Origin of the sequence: Paractinoplanes lichenicola (genome assembly GCF_016785085.1) — a bacterium.
In the GTDB taxonomy this organism is placed as follows: domain Bacteria; phylum Actinomycetota; class Actinomycetes; order Mycobacteriales; family Micromonosporaceae; genus Actinoplanes; species Actinoplanes lichenicola.
In genome coordinates this window covers 110,141-125,243 of sequence record NZ_JAENHO010000011.1, presented here as the reverse complement: position 1 = coordinate 125,243, position 15,103 = coordinate 110,141, and the positions used below count along the sequence as shown (strand labels likewise).

Genomic DNA, 15,103 nt, shown 5'->3' with positions numbered 1-15,103 from the left:
TTACGTGGCGCCCGCCCGGGTGACGACGCCGGCCAGCTCGACCCGGCTGTGGATCTCGAGCTTGTGGAACACCTTGCGCAGGTGACTGTCCACCGTGTGCGGCGAGAGGTGCAGCTGCCGGGCCGCCGCGATGTTGGTCATGCCGGTGGCGATCAGCAGCGCGACCTGCCGTTCGGCCGGGGAGAGCCGGTCCAGCAGGGACGGTTTGTGCTCGGTCACCGGCTCGGGCGGGGCGGCCGGGGCGCCGCGCCAGCCGCCCAGCTCGGCCACCAGCCAGTGCTGCGAGCCGGCCGCCCCGGCCTGGGCCAGCAGCTCGTTGGCCTCGTCGTACCAGTCCCGCGCGCCCGCCCGGTCGGTCGAGCGGCCCTGCGCGGCCGCGTCCTGCAGCACCGTGGCCAGGGCGAGCGGCCGGTCGGTCTGGCGGAACTGGGCGATCGCCAGGTGCAGCTGCTCGGGTTCGCGGCGCAGCAGCCCGGCGGCGTGCGCGCTCGCGCCGGCCAGGGTGTGCGAGGCCGGGTTGCGGGCGGCCAGCCGGGCCGCGGCCTCGACCACGCGGCCGGCCCGGTCGCGGTCGCCGACGGCCAGGGCCAGCCGCACCAGGGCCGGGGTGGCCGCCGGATTCTGCGCGATCAGGGTGGGCCGGTCGTCGAGCCGGTCGTAGACGTCGCCGATGAGCCCGACGGCCCGGCCGGGGTCACCCTCGGAGGCCAGCAGCGTGGCCAGGGGCCATTCCACGTCCTCGGGGGGCGCGGTGATGCCGGTGGCGGTCAGCGCGGTCATCCGGTCGCGATAGTCGGCCGCCTGGGCCAGGTCGCCCCGCAGCACGGCCAGCCGGATCAGCGTGCCCAGCAGCGGCACGGTCAGCTGGTACGCGGTGAGCTGCTCGGCCAGGGCCACCCCGGCGTCGGCCTCGGCCGTGGCGTCGTCGAGCCGGCCGCGGGCGATGAGCAGCTGGGCCGCGTAGAAGTGCAGCAGCGGCTGGGCCCAGGCGGTGCCGAGGGCCTGGGCCTCCTGCCGGCCGCGACGCAGCGCCTTCTCGGCCTCGTCGAAGCGGTCGAGCGAGGTCAGCGCGTTGGCCAGCCAGATCCGCGGGTGCCGGTGCAGGGCCACCCCGGCGTTGCCGTCGGCCAGCTCGGTGGCGGTCGCGGCATGCCCGTACGCGTCGTCGAGCCGCCCCTCGGCCTGCGCGACCAGGCTGCGCGCGGTGAGCCCGAACACGGCGGCGCCGGGCTCGTGCTCACGGCCTATTCGGTCCGCCTCGGCCCCGGCCCGGTCGGCCGCGCGATAGTCGTCGAGGTAGAACGTGGCGTGGGCGTGGATGGCGTGCAGCCGGGCCCGGACGGGCTGGGGGATGACCGGCTGGCTCAGGCCGTCCTCGGCGTATTCGGCGGCCCGCCTGTTCTGACCGGCATGCTTGGACGCCTCGGCCAGCCCGAGCTGCAGCGACGCCTTCGTCCGCGGTTCCAGCCCGGCCTCCAGGGCCTGCTCGCCGAGCTTCTGGGCCTGGGTGACGCGGGCGGCCGAGGCCAGCAGGCCGACGGTGTCGGCGACCATCTCGGTGCGGCCCGGCTCGGTCTCGTCGACGGCGTGCAGCGCCTGCAGCATCAGGTCGGCCGCCGCGCCGGGGGCGCTGGTGGCGGCCGACGCCGCGTTGTCGCGCAGCATCGTCACCGCGGCCGCCGCGCCCCGGCGTCCGCTGTGCAGCAAGTGCGCGGCGATCTCGGCGATCGGGCGGCCGTGCTCGCGGGCCAGGGCCGCCGCCTCGGAGTGCAGGTGCTGGGCCCGGGCCGCGCCCAGGGTGTTGCGGACGGCCTGGTGCACGAGGTCGTGCCGGAACGTCATGCCGTCCTTGTCCTCGACCAGGATGCCCGAGGCGATCGTCTCGTCGATCAGGTCGAACAGGTCGACCGGCTCGCTGCCCATCAGCCGGGCCGCGGTCTCGATGTCGAACGGCCGGTCGAGCACCGAGGTGGCCTTGAGCAGCCACTGGGCCTGGTCGGAGAGCGAGCCCATGATGTCGCGGACGGTGGTCACGAAGCTCGACGGCAGGTCGTCGCCGACCACGGTGGCGGTGCCGTCGGCGATCACGATCTGCTCGGTGGTGCGCAGCGCGCTCAGCAACTGCTCGACGCGCAGCGGGTTGCCGCCGCAGCCGGACACCAGGGACAGCACCGTGTTGTCGACCTTGGCCCCGAGCACCTCCTCGCAGAGCCGCTCGGTGGCGTCGTCGTCGAGCACGTCGAGCCGGATCGGGGTGCTCCGCGCGGCCAGCCAGTTCAGCGTCTGCCAGCCCGCGGCCTCGGTCTCCTTCGAGCGGCCGGCCAGCAGCCACCGCACCGGGGCCGAGGCCAGGGCGGGCACCAGCTCGCGGATGGCCAGCGCGCTCAGCTCGTCCATCCAGTGCGCGTCGTCGATCACGATCAGCAGGGGCCGCTGGGCCGCATAGCGCTCCAGCGACTCGCGCAGCCGATAGATGCGGGCGTAGTTGCCGTTCTCGCCCGCCTCGCCCTCGGCCATCCAGGCGAAGTCGGCGGCCGGCGGGCTGCACGCCTGCAACGCCCCGGCCAGCGTGACCAGCGGGGCGGCCATGTCGTGCCGGAACGCCTCGCGGGCGGCCACCGCGATGTCGCGCTCGAACGCGTAGTCACCCGCGGCGCGCAGCAGCTTGCTCTTGCCGATGCCGGGCGGGCCCAGCATGACGTGACAGCCGCCCGTGCCGCGGGCGGTGTCGTCGAGCGCGCGCTGCAGCAGCTCGAGCTCCCGGTCACGGCCGACGATGCGCTCGGTCATGCGCGGCCTCCGCCACCGTCGTCGGCGGAACGCTCGTCCAGCAAACCCGTCTCCCTCGCCAAAGGTCGCTCGTCTCGAGGGGCGCCGTCGATTGTGGTCCTCGACGGCGATGAAGTTAATACCCTTTGCGGGTTTATCTCACCGTCTGTCCGGACGGGTTTTCCGACCGGCCGACCACCGAGGAACGGACGTGTCGTGGGGCACCTTGCCGTAGGCGGCCGCCCGAATCCAATCGATCATTGGATGGCGAGGTCACCGCGTTGCGCGTCGCTTCCACGATCCCTGGCCCTTCCTCGGTGAGCAACCGGACCCGTCGAACTGTATTGATCGGACCGTCGTGGCCGTCAATGCGTGACCATTTCGCAGGTCGCGTCGCGTGTCACCCGTACGGGTCCATCGACGGCGGGCGAAGTCACCCGGACCACGCTGCTCACCTCCACGAAAGAGTGGCCGGATCCCCCCGGCCGCGGTGTCCGTCAAGGACGATCCGACGGCGGATGTGCTTCCAGGATTCACCCGAACGGGTGACGTACGAGCCGGGTTGCGCGGTGGGCTCCGATGATCACGGCGGCTGCTCTCATTGGCCGATCCCAATGCCGATAACGCGTGCCGGCAACTACTCGTGTGCGGGGCAAAGCCGGCCGGAAGGCGCTGACCTGCGAATCCGGCGAATACCGGCGCTCACCTACTCATTCGAGCAGTGGGCCCGGATTCCGGGCGTGGCTAGCGTCGCCAAGCGAATGGGAACACGAATTGCGAGGTGACAACCGTGCACGCCAATGGATCGTTCGCCCGGCGCCTGCGCCTGCGCCGGCTCCACCGGCATCAGCCGGGCCTGCTGGTGGTGCCGCTCGACCACGCCATCGGCGCCGGGCCGCTGGCCCATCGGGGCACCCTCGACGGCCTGCTGGCCCGGCTGGCCGAGGGCGGCGCCGACGCCGTGGTGCTGCACAAGGGCGCCGTCCGGCGGGTGCGGCCGGACCGGTTCCGCGAGATGTCGCTGATCCTGCACCTCAACGCCAGCACCGGCCTGGCCGCCGACCCCGACGCGAAATACCCGGTGGCCACCGTGGCCGAGGCGCTGCGGCTGGGCGCCGAGGCCGTCAGCGTGCACGTCAACGTCGGCTCGCGCACCGAGGACCGGCAGATCGCCCACCTGGCCGCGACCGCCGAGCAGTGCGACCGCTGGGGCGTGCCGCTGCTGGCCATGATGTACGTCCGCGGGCCCGCCGTCACCGACGGCCGCGACCCCGAGCTGGTCGCCCACGCGCTGATCGTCGCCGCCGAGCTCGGCGCCGACCTGGTCAAGACGGCCCTGCCCGACGACCCGACGGCGATCGCCCGGATCACCGCCGCCTGCCCGGTGCCGGTGCTGGCGGCCGGGGGCGACGCCACGGACGGCGAGGGCGCGATCGCCCGGCTCGGGGCGGCCCTGCGAGCCGGCGCGTCGGGAGTGGCCGCCGGGCGTACGGTGTTCACCGCCGACGACCCGGGCGCGGTCACAGCCCGGCTGGCCGACCTCGTGCACGGCCACCGCATCCCGGTCGGTGCGCGATGACCGCCAAGCTGTGCTGGCTCGACCTGCGGGCCGCCGGTGACACCAAGCGGGCCGTCACCGAGGAGGCCATCCACCAGCGGTTCGACGCCGTGGTGGCCGGCGACCCGGCCGACCTGGCCGGGCTGCCACCCACCGTCACCCGCGTGCTCGTGGCCGGCGGCAACCGGCTGCCCGACGACCTCGGCCCGGCCGACCTCGTGCTGGTCGCGCCGGGGACGCCGGTCGACACCGAGCGGTTCGCGGGCGTGCGCTTCGGCGAGCGGCACGACGTCACCGACCGGGCCAGCCTGGACCGGGCCTGCGAGGCCGTCCGCGGCGACGGCGTGACGCTGCTCAGCTTCGCCGACCCGACCAACATCCCGATGGAGATCGTGCTGGCCGCGGCGGCCCGGACGGCGGGCACGATCATCACCGAGGCGGGCGGGGTCGACGACGCGGTCGTGCACCTGAGCGTCCTCGAGCACGGGCCGGACGGGGTGCTGCTGACCGCGCCCCGGCCGGGCGACGCGACCCGGCTGGCCGGCCTGGTGCGCGCCCCCTCGCCCAAGCTCGACCTGGTCACGCTGACCGTCACCGGCATCCGGCACGTCGGGGCGGGCGAGCGGGCCTGCGTCGACACGTGCACCTATCTGCGGCCGGACGAGGGGATCCTGGTCGGGTCGTGGGCCAAGGCACTCATGCTGTGCGTCAGCGAGACCCACCCGCTGCCCTACATGCCGACCCGGCCGTTCCGCGTCAACGCGGGCGCGATCATGTCGTACACGCTGGCCGACGGCGAGCACACGCGCTATCTCAGCGAGCTGTCGGCGGGGGACACCGTGCTGGCGGTCGGGGCCGACGGGCGTACGCGGAAGGTGACCGTGGGCCGGGTGAAGATCGAGACCCGGCCGCTGCTGGCGATCGACGCCACCGCCCCGGACGGCGAGCCGGTCAACCTGATCGTGCAGGACGACTGGCACGTACGGGTGCTGGGGCCGGGCGCCGCGGTGCTCAACACGACCGAGCTGAAGCCGGGCGACGAGATCCTCGGGCACCTGCCCGGCCGGGAACGGCACGTCGGCTACCCGATCGACGAACTGTGCTACGAGCGATGACCGTCGTCGACTTCCACGCGCGGCTCGCGCCCGGTGACGGCGAGCCAGGGCGGCTGCTGGCCATGATGGACCAGGCCGGCATCGACCGGGCCGCCGTCTGCGCGGGCGGGCTGCTGCCCCTGGAGCGGCTGGCCGAGCAGCTCAACGACGGCGGGCGCACCGAGACGGCGGCCGACAACGAGGGCGTGCGCGAGGCGTGCGAGCGGTCCGGGGGACGGCTGCTGCCGTTCTTCTTCGCCGACCCCGTACGCGACGTGGAGGCGTACGGGAAACGTGCCTTTGACTTTCGTGGCCTGGAGATCTCGCCGGCCGTGCACGGGGGGCGGCTGGACGACGAGCGGGTGGCCGAGCTGGTCGCCGTCGCCGGGAGCGCGGGCCACCCGGTCTATGTGGTGACCGTGGCCCATCCCGGCGGACGACCGGCCGACCTGGTGCGGCTGGCGGCCAGGTTTCCGCGCGTGACCTTCGTGTGGGGGCACTGCGGGCACACCGGGCTCGACATCGCCGGGCTCAACGCCCTCGAGGGCAGCCACAACGTGCTGGCCGAGCTCTCCGGCAGCCTGACCGTCACCGCGCGGCTGGCCGTGGCCCGGCTCGGCGCGGCCCGCGTGCTGTTCGGCACCGAGTATCCGCTGCAGCAGCCGGAGGTGGAGCTGTGCAAGATCGACGCGCTCGGACTCGACCCGGCGGCCCGCGCGGCCGTTCTCGGCGCGAACGCGTGCCGGGTCCTCTCGGAGGAGATGTGATGGAGACTGCGCTGAAGGAACGGCTGGAGCTGACCCTGGAGGCGGCCGCGCGGTCGCCGTTCTACGCCAGGCGCGGGGTGCCGGCCGGCCGGGACGAGCTGGCCGCCTATCCGCTCACGACCAAGCAGGACCTGCGCGACGCCTATCCGTTCGGGCTGCTCGCGGTCGACCGGGCCGAGCTGGCCACCTATCACGAGTCGAGCGGCAGCAGCGGGGTGCCGACCGCCTCCTATTACACGCCCGGCGACTGGGAGGACCTGGTCGAGCGCTACGCCCGTAAGCACGTCGGGATCCGGCCGGACGACCTCTTCCTCGTCCGCACCCCGTACGCGCTGATGATCACCGGGCATCTGGCCCACGCGGCCGCCCGGTCCCGCGGCGCGACGGTGGTGCCCGCCGACAACCGCTCGCTGGCCATGCCGTACGCGAAAGTGGTCAGGGTTCTGCACGACCTCGGGGTGACCCTGACCTGGTCGCTGGCCACGGACACGCTGATCTGGGCCGCCGCCGCGCGCCTCAAAGGGCTGCGGCCCGAGAAGGACTTTCCGGCCCTGCGCGCGCTGTTCGTGGGCGGGGACCCGCTGGGGCCGGCCAAGAAGCGGCGGATCGCCGAGATCTGGGACGCGCCCGTGGTCGAGGAGTACGGCGCGACCGAGACCGGCAGCCTGGCCGGCGAATGCCCGTACGGGAAACTGCATCTGTGGGCCGACCGCGCGCTGTTCGAGGTGCACAACCCGGTCACGGGGGAGACCACGCCGACCGGACGCGGGCAGCTGGTCGTGACGCCGCTCTACCGCGAGGCCATGCCACTGCTGAGGTACAACCTGGAGGACGCCGTCGAGGTGTCCACCCCGGACTGCCTGTGCGGCTGGGGACTGCCCGTCGTGCGGGTGCTCGGGCGCTCGGCCTGGACCGTGCACACCGGCGCGGCCGAGCTCAGCCAGGGTGACGTCGAGGATCTCGTGTTCGGGCTGCCCGCGGAGTACGGCGTGATGTTCTGGCGGGCCCGGGCCACGAAGACGTCGCTGCTGATCCAGATCGAAGTGCCTTCCCCGTACGCCGGGAGGGCCGCGCGCGAGCTGCGGGAGGCGGTCGGGGGAGCGTACGGGCTCGAAGTGGTCGTCGAACCGCTGCCGCCCGGCTCACTCGTTCCGGAGCGGCTGCTGACGGCCGAACCCGAGGTGATGAAGCCGCGCGGGCTGTTCCACGAGGGTGAGGACTGGAACAAGGCCCTGGAGTACTACTGATGGACGGCCAGGTCGTGATCGTCGGCGCGGGCATCGGCGGGCTCGCCACCGCCGCCGTGCTCGCCCGCCGCGGTGTCAGATGCGTCGTGCTCGAACGCGCGACCGGGTTCGCCGACACCGGCGCGGGCATCCAGATCGCCCCCAACGGCTCCGCGGTGCTGCACCGGCTCGGGCTGGCGGGGGAGCTGGCCGGAGCCTGCCGACCGGCCGAGCGGCAGATCCGGCGGTGGAGCGACGACGCCACGATCGGCACGGTCGAGCTGGGGGCGGCGGCGGTGCGCCGTTACGGCAGCCCGTATTACACGCTGCGGCGCTCGCACCTGCACCGGATGCTGCTGGGGCTGGTCGACGTGCGGTTCGGGGCCGCCTGCACGGGCGTGAACGATCGCGGCGACCACGTGGTGGTGTCGCTCGAGGACGGTACGCGGCTGACCGCGGACGTGGTGATCGGGGCGGACGGGCTGCGCTCGGTGGTGCGGCGGGCCGTCGTCGCGGATCGGTTGCGGGCCAGCGGGTGGGTCGCCTATCGAGCGGTCGTGCCCGACTTTCCCGCGCACGGGAACCGGGTGATCGTGCGGCTGGGGCCGGGGCGGCATCTCGTGAGCTATCCGCTCGGGGACGGCAGCCTCAATGTCGTCGCTGTGATGCCTTCATCTTTGGCGGCGCCCTCATTTGACGGCTGGCATTGTTCGGCGCTGTCGCTTGTTTCGTGTGCGGGGCGTTTTGACCGATATGAGCTGTTCGACCGGCCGCGGTCGGCCTGGCGGCGTGGGCGGGTCGTCCTGCTCGGCGACGCGGCGCATCCGCTGCTGCCGTTTCTGGCGCAGGGGGCGTGCCAGGCCCTCGAGGACGCGGAGGCCATCGCCAAGGGCGTGGAGAACTACCAGGCCGTACGGGCGTCACGAGTGGCCCGGGTGGCAGCGGCCGGGCTGGCCGGGGCGCGCGAATACCACTTCGAGGACGGGCCCTCGCAGCGGGCCCGCGACGACCGGCTGGCCGCGGTGGGCCTGCCGGGTCAGGACTGGCTCTTCGGATATGGATCATGAACCGGCAGGCCTTCCTGGGGCCACAGGGCCGCCAGCTCCACCCGGGAGCCGATCCCCAGCTTCTGGAAGATCTGCCGCAGGTGGAAGTTCACGGTGTGGGTCGTGATGCCGGTCCGGTTGGCGATCTGCTGGTTGGTCAGCGCCTGCTTCGTCAGCTCGGCGATCTCCCGCTCCCGGGGGCTCAGGCTCGACCAGTCCCTTTCCCGGGGCTCGGCCCGCGGTGGCGGGGCCGGCCTCGCGCGCCGCGGCGCCTCCGGTCGCAGGGCGGCGGCCACCGGCCGGGGCAACGTCGACTCCACCGCGGCCCGCACCAGGTCGTGCCCGAACGCGAGCAGCTCCCCGTCGCCGCCCAGCAGTCCCGATTCGAGGGCTTCCTCGAGCGCGGGCAGCATCGTGACCGGCCCGACCCCCATCAGCCGGGCCAGGCGCAGCAGCGGGAACGACACCCCGACGGTCGCGGCCGCCTGCAACAGGTGCCGGGCCGGCGCCGACACCGACGCGACCTGCCCGCGCAGATACGCCTCGGTGCGCCGGGGCAGCCGGCTGACCCGCAGCACGGCCCAGCCCCCGTCCAGGCGCAGCATGCCCTCCTCGTCCAGCCCCGCGATCAGCTCGCGCAGCGCGCCCGGCCGCCCCGCCGCCACCCGGCACAGGTCCATCAGCAGCGGATCGGGCCGCCCGCCGACGAGCCGCGCGACGAACTCGGCCTGCGCGCCCGGCGACAACGGCGACACCTGCACCCGGTGCACGTCGGCGGCGGGCAGCCGGGCCCCCTCGGCCGGCCCGGTCACCGCGACCAGGGTCGGCGTGGTCTCGGCGAGCAGATCGAGCACGGCCCAGGCCCGCGGATCGACCCGGCGCGGATGGTCACCCAGAAAGAGCAGCGGCCCCGGGTGGTCGCCGACCGTGCGCAACACCTGCCGCGAGCCGACCGCGCCGGCCCACTCCGGCTCGGCGAAGACGGTGAAGTCCCGGCCCGGGGCGCGGGCCAGCCGCGCCGTCTCGTCGAGCAGCCGGGTGCGGCCGCTGCCCGCCGGCCCCTCCAGGGCCAGCACGGTCAGCCGCCCCGGCCGCAGGCGGTCGAGCACGCCGGCGATCTGTGTCAGCTCCTCGTCCCGGCCGATCAGTGCGTGCCCCGCGATGCGTGGGAACACCATCACCCCTCCTCGATCGCTTTCGGTACGCACGATCGTGGAGCCGTTCCGGTGGCGAGACCGCCTACTGGTAGGGGATTGCGCTTTTCCGACTGCCGTCAGGGTTCCGCGGTCAGCCGGAGCTTGGCCGGGTCGGTGATGACGATGCGGCGATAGCCCGTCGTGATCAGGCCCTGGTCGCGCAGCTCGTGCAGCGCCTTCTCCACGGTCGCCCGGGCGATGGCGACCATGGCCGCGAGGTCGGTCTGGCTCAGCGGCACCGGCAGCTCGACCGTGCCGTCGGCCCTTTCCCGCCCGCAGACCTCGGCCATCTCGGAGAGCACCCGGGCCAGCCGGATGTGCGCCGGATAGGCCGCGAAATCCGTCCGCCGCCGGTTGGCCCACCGCAACTGCCGGGCCACCGCCGCCGCGATCAACGCCGAGGCGTCCGGCCGCTGCCGCAGGAAGGCCTCGAAATCCCCGCGCTGCAGCTGCCCCGCCACCAACGGACCCGACGCGCTGACGGTCGCGTTGCGCGGCTCCCCGGTCAGCGCCCCGATCTCGCCGACCACCTCACCCGGCAGGCGGATTCCGAGCAGGGTCTCGACCCCCTCGACCGCCGTGGTCACCTTGACGAACCCGCTGAGCAACAGGAAGACGTGCGAGTCGCGGGCCCCCTCCCGCAGCAGGACCCGCCCGGCCGCGAAGGTCCGCCGCACACTGCGATCGACGAGCGAACGCGCAACCTCGCCGGGAAGACTGCCGAGAAACGTGCCCGCGGCCCATACGTAGTCGCGCACGAGCAACCCCTCGGCTCAGCCCCGTCCGATCCCAGGCCACCACTCAACCACGGGGCCCGTTCGCACACCAATGCGCAGGCGCGAGCGCTTCACCCGTCCGGCCGATGACCAGCGGAATCGAAAGTGCTCGATATCCACAGTGCCGGCTTGTCCACAGCGCCGCCGTCGCGCGGCCGCGGAGATCAGGACTTTCCGTCATACTTGTGGCCGTGGCGGGGGAGACCCCCCTGGGAGCGGTGGGTCATGTCCGGGGTGGCTGCTACAGGCCGGTTCGCGCACATGAGGGCCGGCGTGGGGCCGGCAACTCGATGATGTGGCATCTCGATAGGCGCACCTCACCGCGATCTCCGCCGGGTGAAAAGCGGCCCGGGCGCCGTCGCCGTCCAAGCCTGGGGGCACCCGCGGCATCGGCGTGACGACGACTCCGGCGAGCGGGGGTCGCCGTTCGACGCGGAATGCCATTCGCCGATCCAGGTCCGATACGGGTGCGGCAGCCAGACCATCACTTCGGGAACCCGGGGCGGCCACCCGAGCCGGGCCGCCCCGGTTGATGAAGACCCGCGCGGCGAACGGTCAGCGCGCCGACCGGAAGCTCTGCGCCCCCGTCCCGTTGCAGGCGTACTGGACCAGTTGCACCCCGTCGGCGGTGGAGGCGGCCGGTACGTCCAAACACTTGCCGCTGCCGCGGTTCACGTAGTGGTAGTAGCCGCCGCCCTCGTCGACCGGGCGCCACTGCTGGTTCGCGCCACCCCCGTACGCCCAGGTCTGGATCGGGGCGTTGTCGGCCGTGGACACGTTCGTCACGTCGAGGACCTGCGCCGGGTTGCCGCGGCCGTTGATGCGCACGTAGCCGTCGCTGGTCGGCACCAGCTGAAACTGCTGCGCGGTCGCACCCGTGCACGCGGTCTGCTGGACCACCGAGCCGTTGGTCGTGCCGGCCGCGACGCACTTACCGCTGTTCTTGTTGACGAGCGCCGGTGGTTCGGCCGGGGAGCCGCCGCCCAGCCACAGGATGCTGTTGATCAGCCATTGGTTCTGTTGCGCGCTGGCGAACGTGGACGACGTACGGGTGTTGGTCTCGTAGTTCATGCCGTTGTGCCCGAAGTTCGTGTAGACCATCTTGTAGTTCCGGTTGCTCCAGATCAGCGGGTAGAAGCCGCTGCGCCACTGCTGATTCGGGTCGGTGCCGACCGGGAAGCTGGTCGCGTCGATCGAGGCCAGGATGTCGATGTCCGGGTTCTGGCGCAGGTCCCGGCTCCACGAATACCATTCGCTGACCGCCGACGGGATGGTCGCGGGCAGCCCGGCCGTCGTCGGGTGCTGACCGAGGCGCAGCGTCTCGGCCGTCGGCCCCCACGTGTTCGTCGCGAAGTTGCCCGAGCCCAGGAACGTGTTGTAGTACCAGCTCCACTCGTTCGCATTCGTCGTGAAGGCGCTCACGTGGAAGCCCAGCCAGGCGCCGCCGTTCTGCATGTACTGCTGGAACGCGGCCCGCCGGTCGGCCGGGGGCGCGTCGTCCAGAAACATGATGACCTTGTAGCCGGCCAGCCCGGACGCGCTGAGCCGGCTCCAGTCGGTCGTCGCCTCCCAGGTGAAGCCGTTCTGGGCCCCGGCCTGCGGGAACCACTCGCGGGCCTCCTTGTCGAAGTCGATGTGCGCGGCGTCCCAGGTCCCGTTGTAGAACGCGAGCACCTTGAAGGGGGCAGCCGCGTGCGCGGGCGTGGCTATGACACCGACCAGGAGCAGCGCCGCGACGAGGGCGCGTTTGAGCAGACGCATGGCGATACCTCAGGGGGATGAGTGCGGGGATGGGATGCGGCGCCGCGATCCCATCCTCAGGCATCGACAGGTCTTAATACAAGCAATAGTTAATTCGATTTCCAGAAAGCCCCACGGGGCCCGCCGGCGCCGCGACCGGTTGGCACCCGATCCGTAGGATCGGGTCGTGGGCGACGAGAAGATCGAAAAGCGCCGGAAGTCGTTCTGGCGCGAGATGCCGATCCTCGTCGGGGTGGCGGTGCTGGTCGCCTTCCTGGTGCGGGCGTTCGTGGTGCAGACGTTCTTCATCCCCTCCGAGTCGATGGAGCACACGCTCGACATCGACGACAAGGTGCTGGTCAACAAGGTCGTCTACAGCGTCCGCGACCCCCGGCGCGGCGAGATCGTCGTATTCGAGGCCCCCCATCAATGGCGGACCGGCGCCGCGGACAAGGACTTCATCAAGCGCATCATCGGGGTCGGCGGCGACCACGTGCAGTGCTGCGACGCCGAGCACCGCATCACGGTCAACGGCCACGCCCTCGACGAGCCGTACCTTTTCGAGGCCACCGACAGGCCGTTCGACATCACGGTCCCAGCGGGCCGGGTCTGGGTGATGGGCGACCACCGCTCGGCGTCCGCCGACTCGCTCCAGCACTGGCTGTCCGACCAGAACATCGAGGAGGCCACGATCCCGGCCGGCTCGATCGTGGGTCGCGCCTTCACGCTGTTCTGGCCGCTCGACCGGGTGACGTGGCTGACCGTGCCACCGACATTCGACGACGTTCCGGCTCCCTGATGACGTACGGGCCGGCGATGGCAGCCGCCTACGACCGCGGGCGCCGGCTTCGCGAGGGGGACGTCGAGCGGTGGATGGTCGCGGCTCGCCCCTACCTGCCGTCCGGCGCCGGGTGGATCCTGGATCTCGGGGCGGGCACCGGCAGGTTCAGCGACGCCCTCGCGGCGATCAGCGGGGCGAGCGTCGTTGCGTGCGAGCCGTCGGCGGACATGCGGGCGGTTCTTCGAGCCAACGTTCCGGTCGTCGGCGGCACGGGCGAGGCGATCCCGTTCGGCGCCGGTGTCTTCGACGCCGTGTGGGCCTCGCAGATGATCCATCACGTCGGGGATCTGCCCGGGTTCGCCGCCGAGTTGCGCCGCGTCCTGCGTCCGGCGGGCCGCGTGCTGATCCGGGGCGGCTTCGGTCCGGTGCAGGAGATCCCGCTCTACCGCTACTTCCCGTCGGCGTGGGCGGACGGCACGGCGGCCCGGCTCGGCCTGGACCGGATCACCGAAGTGCTGACCGCCGCCGGTTTCGCAACGGTGGAATGCCTCCAGGTCGAGCAGACCTTCGTGGCCGACGCCGACGAGTTCGTCGAGAAGGCGGCGTCACGGTCCTTGAGCCCCTTGGCCGCCCTGCCCGACCAGGCTTTCGAGGACGGGCTGGCCGCCCTGCGCAGGGACGCCGCCGAGGGACGCGTCACCGGGCCGATCGTCGAACGGCTCGACCTCGTGGTGTTCCGCGCCGGGCCTTAATGCAGCCGCACCGCCGGCTCCAGCAGGGCAAGCTTGCGGTCGCTCGCGTCCAGCGCGGCGCGGACACCGACGGGCATGGGCAAGTTGGCCCCCGCGTGGCCGATATCCACGTTGCCCAGCACGGGGATGTCACGGTCGCCGAGCACGTCGAGGACGATTGTGCGTAGTGGCGTCTCGTCGAGGCCGGCGATGTCCTGCGGGACGCCGACGACCATGCCGGCGATCCGGTCGAGGATGCCGCTGTGCCGGAGCACGTGCAGGTAGCTCCACACGTACGAGGCCTGCCCGCCGAGTTCCTCCCAGAACAGGATCGCGCCGTCGAATCGGTCGAGAGGCAGCCCGTACGGGGTGGCCTGCACCAACGCGACGCGGTTGATGACGCCGCCGATCAGGTGGCCCTCGACGCGGCCGGGACGCCAGCACTCCCACGCCGAGCCGGCCGGCAGCGCGCCGAGCGGATCAGGGCTGGTCAGCAGCGTCAAGTAGACGGCCGAGAGCGAAGCCCGGTCGGGCAGCGACCGCCAGTGGCCGCCGAAGCCGGGAACGGCCATGTCACCGTGAAAGCCGACCAAGCCCGTACGGGCGTGCAGCGCCAGGTGCAGCAGCGAGATGTCGCTGTACCCGAGGATCGGCTTCGGGTCGGCGACGACCGCGTCATAGTCGATCAGGTCGAGATAGCCGAAGACCGTCTGACCCCCGTCGAGCGCGACGACGGCCCGCACCGAAGGATCGCGCAGGAGCGTGTTGAGCTCCTGGGCGACCTCGTCCGGCCGGCCCGCACTCCACCACCGCCGCCGCCCCTCCTCGACCAGCGGCGACAGCCGCACGCGAAAGCCCATCCGCTCGAAGACCGCCACGGTCTCCTCCACGTTGGACCGGTATTCCGCCGGCAACGGCCCGGACAACGCCGCGATCACGACGAGGTCACCGGGTTTCAGCGCGCGAGGTCGAAGCAGTCCGGGGAGCACGAGCGCAGTATTACGAGATCATCACCAGCCCGCCACGGAGTTAAGCCCACCCGCCCGGAAGGGGGACGCGTCGACGGCACGGCACGCCGTGAATACGATGACGCCACACTGGTTCCTGCCCCCGAACCTCCAGCACCTCCGGCTGTCCGGCGACGCGCTGACCACGATGCCGGAGGTCGTGCGCGAACAGCGCAGCTTGCGAGTGCTGAAGATGAGCTCGACGGCGGGCTGCTCGGCCGGTGTCGACGGTGATCTGCACCGGCTGACTCCTCGTTTCGGCGGAGAGGTGAACCGGGTCGTCCTCGCACCGCAGCCGGAGCGCGGACAGATCACGGCGTTGCCGCCATGGCTGTTCGAGATGCCGGGGCTCGAGTGGATCGACGTCACCGGCCAGCGGGTGGCCGAGGTGTCGAGTGCGGGGCGGTGAAGC

At 72.4% G+C, this 15,103-nt stretch carries 13 protein-coding genes; 8 read left to right on the top strand and 5 right to left on the bottom strand.

The features are described 5' to 3' along the window. Nucleotides 1-2,790: a helix-turn-helix transcriptional regulator gene (locus tag JKJ07_RS34330; RefSeq protein WP_202996111.1), complete on the bottom strand. Its 2,790-nt coding sequence runs from the start codon at nucleotides 2,788-2,790 to the stop codon at nucleotides 1-3. A gap of 769 nt (nucleotides 2,791-3,559) precedes the next feature. On the opposite strand from JKJ07_RS34330, the gene JKJ07_RS34325 reads away from it, so the two are divergent. The 5 genes from JKJ07_RS34325 to JKJ07_RS34305 are packed head-to-tail and all read left to right on the top strand — an operon-like array spanning nucleotide 3,560 to nucleotide 8,481. After that, nucleotides 3,560-4,348 (top strand): 2-amino-3,7-dideoxy-D-threo-hept-6-ulosonate synthase, encoded by a 789-nt coding sequence (locus JKJ07_RS34325; RefSeq protein ID WP_202996110.1) that lies wholly within the window; start codon nucleotides 3,560-3,562, stop codon nucleotides 4,346-4,348. Then, the gene (locus tag JKJ07_RS34320; RefSeq protein WP_202996109.1) at nucleotides 4,345-5,442 is read left to right on the top strand and encodes a 3-dehydroquinate synthase II family protein; all 1,098 of its coding nucleotides are present in this window, start codon (nucleotides 4,345-4,347) and stop codon (nucleotides 5,440-5,442) included. The genes JKJ07_RS34325 and JKJ07_RS34320 overlap by 4 nt, the downstream gene beginning before the upstream one ends. After that, a complete protein-coding gene (locus tag JKJ07_RS34315) occupies nucleotides 5,439-6,188 on the top strand; it encodes an amidohydrolase family protein (RefSeq protein WP_202996108.1) in 750 nt (249 codons plus the stop codon). The genes JKJ07_RS34320 and JKJ07_RS34315 overlap by 4 nt, the downstream gene beginning before the upstream one ends. Continuing rightward, on the top strand, nucleotides 6,188-7,435 hold the full coding sequence (locus tag JKJ07_RS34310; protein ID WP_202996107.1) for a phenylacetate--CoA ligase family protein: 1,248 nt from the start codon (nucleotides 6,188-6,190) through the stop codon (nucleotides 7,433-7,435). The genes JKJ07_RS34315 and JKJ07_RS34310 overlap by 1 nt, the downstream gene beginning before the upstream one ends. Further along, the gene (locus JKJ07_RS34305) at nucleotides 7,435-8,481 is read left to right on the top strand and encodes an FAD-dependent monooxygenase (protein WP_202996106.1); all 1,047 of its coding nucleotides are present in this window, start codon (nucleotides 7,435-7,437) and stop codon (nucleotides 8,479-8,481) included. Before JKJ07_RS34310 ends, JKJ07_RS34305 begins: the two co-directional genes overlap by 1 nt. On the opposite strand, the gene JKJ07_RS34300 is transcribed toward JKJ07_RS34305, so the two are convergent. From JKJ07_RS34300 to JKJ07_RS34290, 3 genes are all read right to left on the bottom strand, one after another. Next, nucleotides 8,451-9,638, bottom strand: coding sequence for a helix-turn-helix transcriptional regulator (locus JKJ07_RS34300; protein WP_202996105.1), 1,188 nt, complete (start codon nucleotides 9,636-9,638; stop codon nucleotides 8,451-8,453). The two genes, JKJ07_RS34305 and JKJ07_RS34300, sit on opposite strands and share 31 nt — an antisense overlap. A 95-nt stretch (nucleotides 9,639-9,733) precedes the next feature. Then, a complete protein-coding gene (locus JKJ07_RS34295; protein ID WP_202996104.1) occupies nucleotides 9,734-10,414 on the bottom strand; it encodes a Crp/Fnr family transcriptional regulator in 681 nt (226 codons plus the stop codon). 573 nt (nucleotides 10,415-10,987) lie between these two features. Beyond that, a complete protein-coding gene (locus JKJ07_RS34290; protein WP_202996103.1) occupies nucleotides 10,988-12,193 on the bottom strand; it encodes a ThuA domain-containing protein in 1,206 nt (401 codons plus the stop codon). Between the two features lie 166 nt (nucleotides 12,194-12,359). On the opposite strand from JKJ07_RS34290, the gene lepB reads away from it, so the two are divergent. After that, nucleotides 12,360-12,971 carry a signal peptidase I gene (gene lepB / locus JKJ07_RS34285; RefSeq protein ID WP_202996102.1) on the top strand — a complete coding sequence of 204 codons (612 nt, stop codon included), beginning with the start codon at nucleotides 12,360-12,362 and terminating at the stop codon, nucleotides 12,969-12,971. Next, nucleotides 12,926-13,705 (top strand): class I SAM-dependent methyltransferase, encoded by a 780-nt coding sequence (locus JKJ07_RS34280; RefSeq protein ID WP_202996101.1) that lies wholly within the window; start codon nucleotides 12,926-12,928, stop codon nucleotides 13,703-13,705. Before lepB ends, JKJ07_RS34280 begins: the two co-directional genes overlap by 46 nt. On the opposite strand, the gene JKJ07_RS34275 is transcribed toward JKJ07_RS34280, so the two are convergent. Next, on the bottom strand, nucleotides 13,702-14,673 hold the full coding sequence (locus tag JKJ07_RS34275) for a S66 peptidase family protein (protein ID WP_202996100.1): 972 nt from the start codon (nucleotides 14,671-14,673) through the stop codon (nucleotides 13,702-13,704). The genes JKJ07_RS34280 and JKJ07_RS34275 overlap by 4 nt on opposite strands. A 97-nt stretch (nucleotides 14,674-14,770) precedes the next feature. Here JKJ07_RS34275 and JKJ07_RS34270 point away from each other — a divergent pair, with 97 nt between their 5' ends. After that, a complete protein-coding gene (locus tag JKJ07_RS34270) occupies nucleotides 14,771-15,100 on the top strand; it encodes a hypothetical protein (RefSeq protein ID WP_202996099.1) in 330 nt (109 codons plus the stop codon). Nucleotides 15,101-15,103 lie beyond the last annotated feature (3 nt).

What these genes read in the sequence shown, in the direction of transcription:
- JKJ07_RS34330 (WP_202996111.1), bottom strand. Translation starts at nt 2,790, where the DNA reads ATGACCGAGCGCATCGTCGGCCGTGACCGGGAGCTCGAGCTGCTGCAG.
- JKJ07_RS34320 (WP_202996109.1), top strand. Translation starts at nt 4,345, where the DNA reads ATGACCGCCAAGCTGTGCTGGCTCGACCTGCGGGCCGCCGGTGACACC.
- JKJ07_RS34315 (WP_202996108.1), top strand. Translation starts at nt 5,439, where the DNA reads ATGACCGTCGTCGACTTCCACGCGCGGCTCGCGCCCGGTGACGGCGAG.
- JKJ07_RS34310 (WP_202996107.1), top strand. Translation starts at nt 6,188, where the DNA reads ATGGAGACTGCGCTGAAGGAACGGCTGGAGCTGACCCTGGAGGCGGCC.
- JKJ07_RS34305 (WP_202996106.1), top strand. Translation starts at nt 7,435, where the DNA reads ATGGACGGCCAGGTCGTGATCGTCGGCGCGGGCATCGGCGGGCTCGCC.
- JKJ07_RS34300 (WP_202996105.1), bottom strand. Translation starts at nt 9,638, where the DNA reads ATGGTGTTCCCACGCATCGCGGGGCACGCACTGATCGGCCGGGACGAG.
- JKJ07_RS34290 (WP_202996103.1), bottom strand. Translation starts at nt 12,193, where the DNA reads ATGCGTCTGCTCAAACGCGCCCTCGTCGCGGCGCTGCTCCTGGTCGGT.
- JKJ07_RS34270 (WP_202996099.1), top strand. Translation starts at nt 14,771, where the DNA reads ATGACGCCACACTGGTTCCTGCCCCCGAACCTCCAGCACCTCCGGCTG.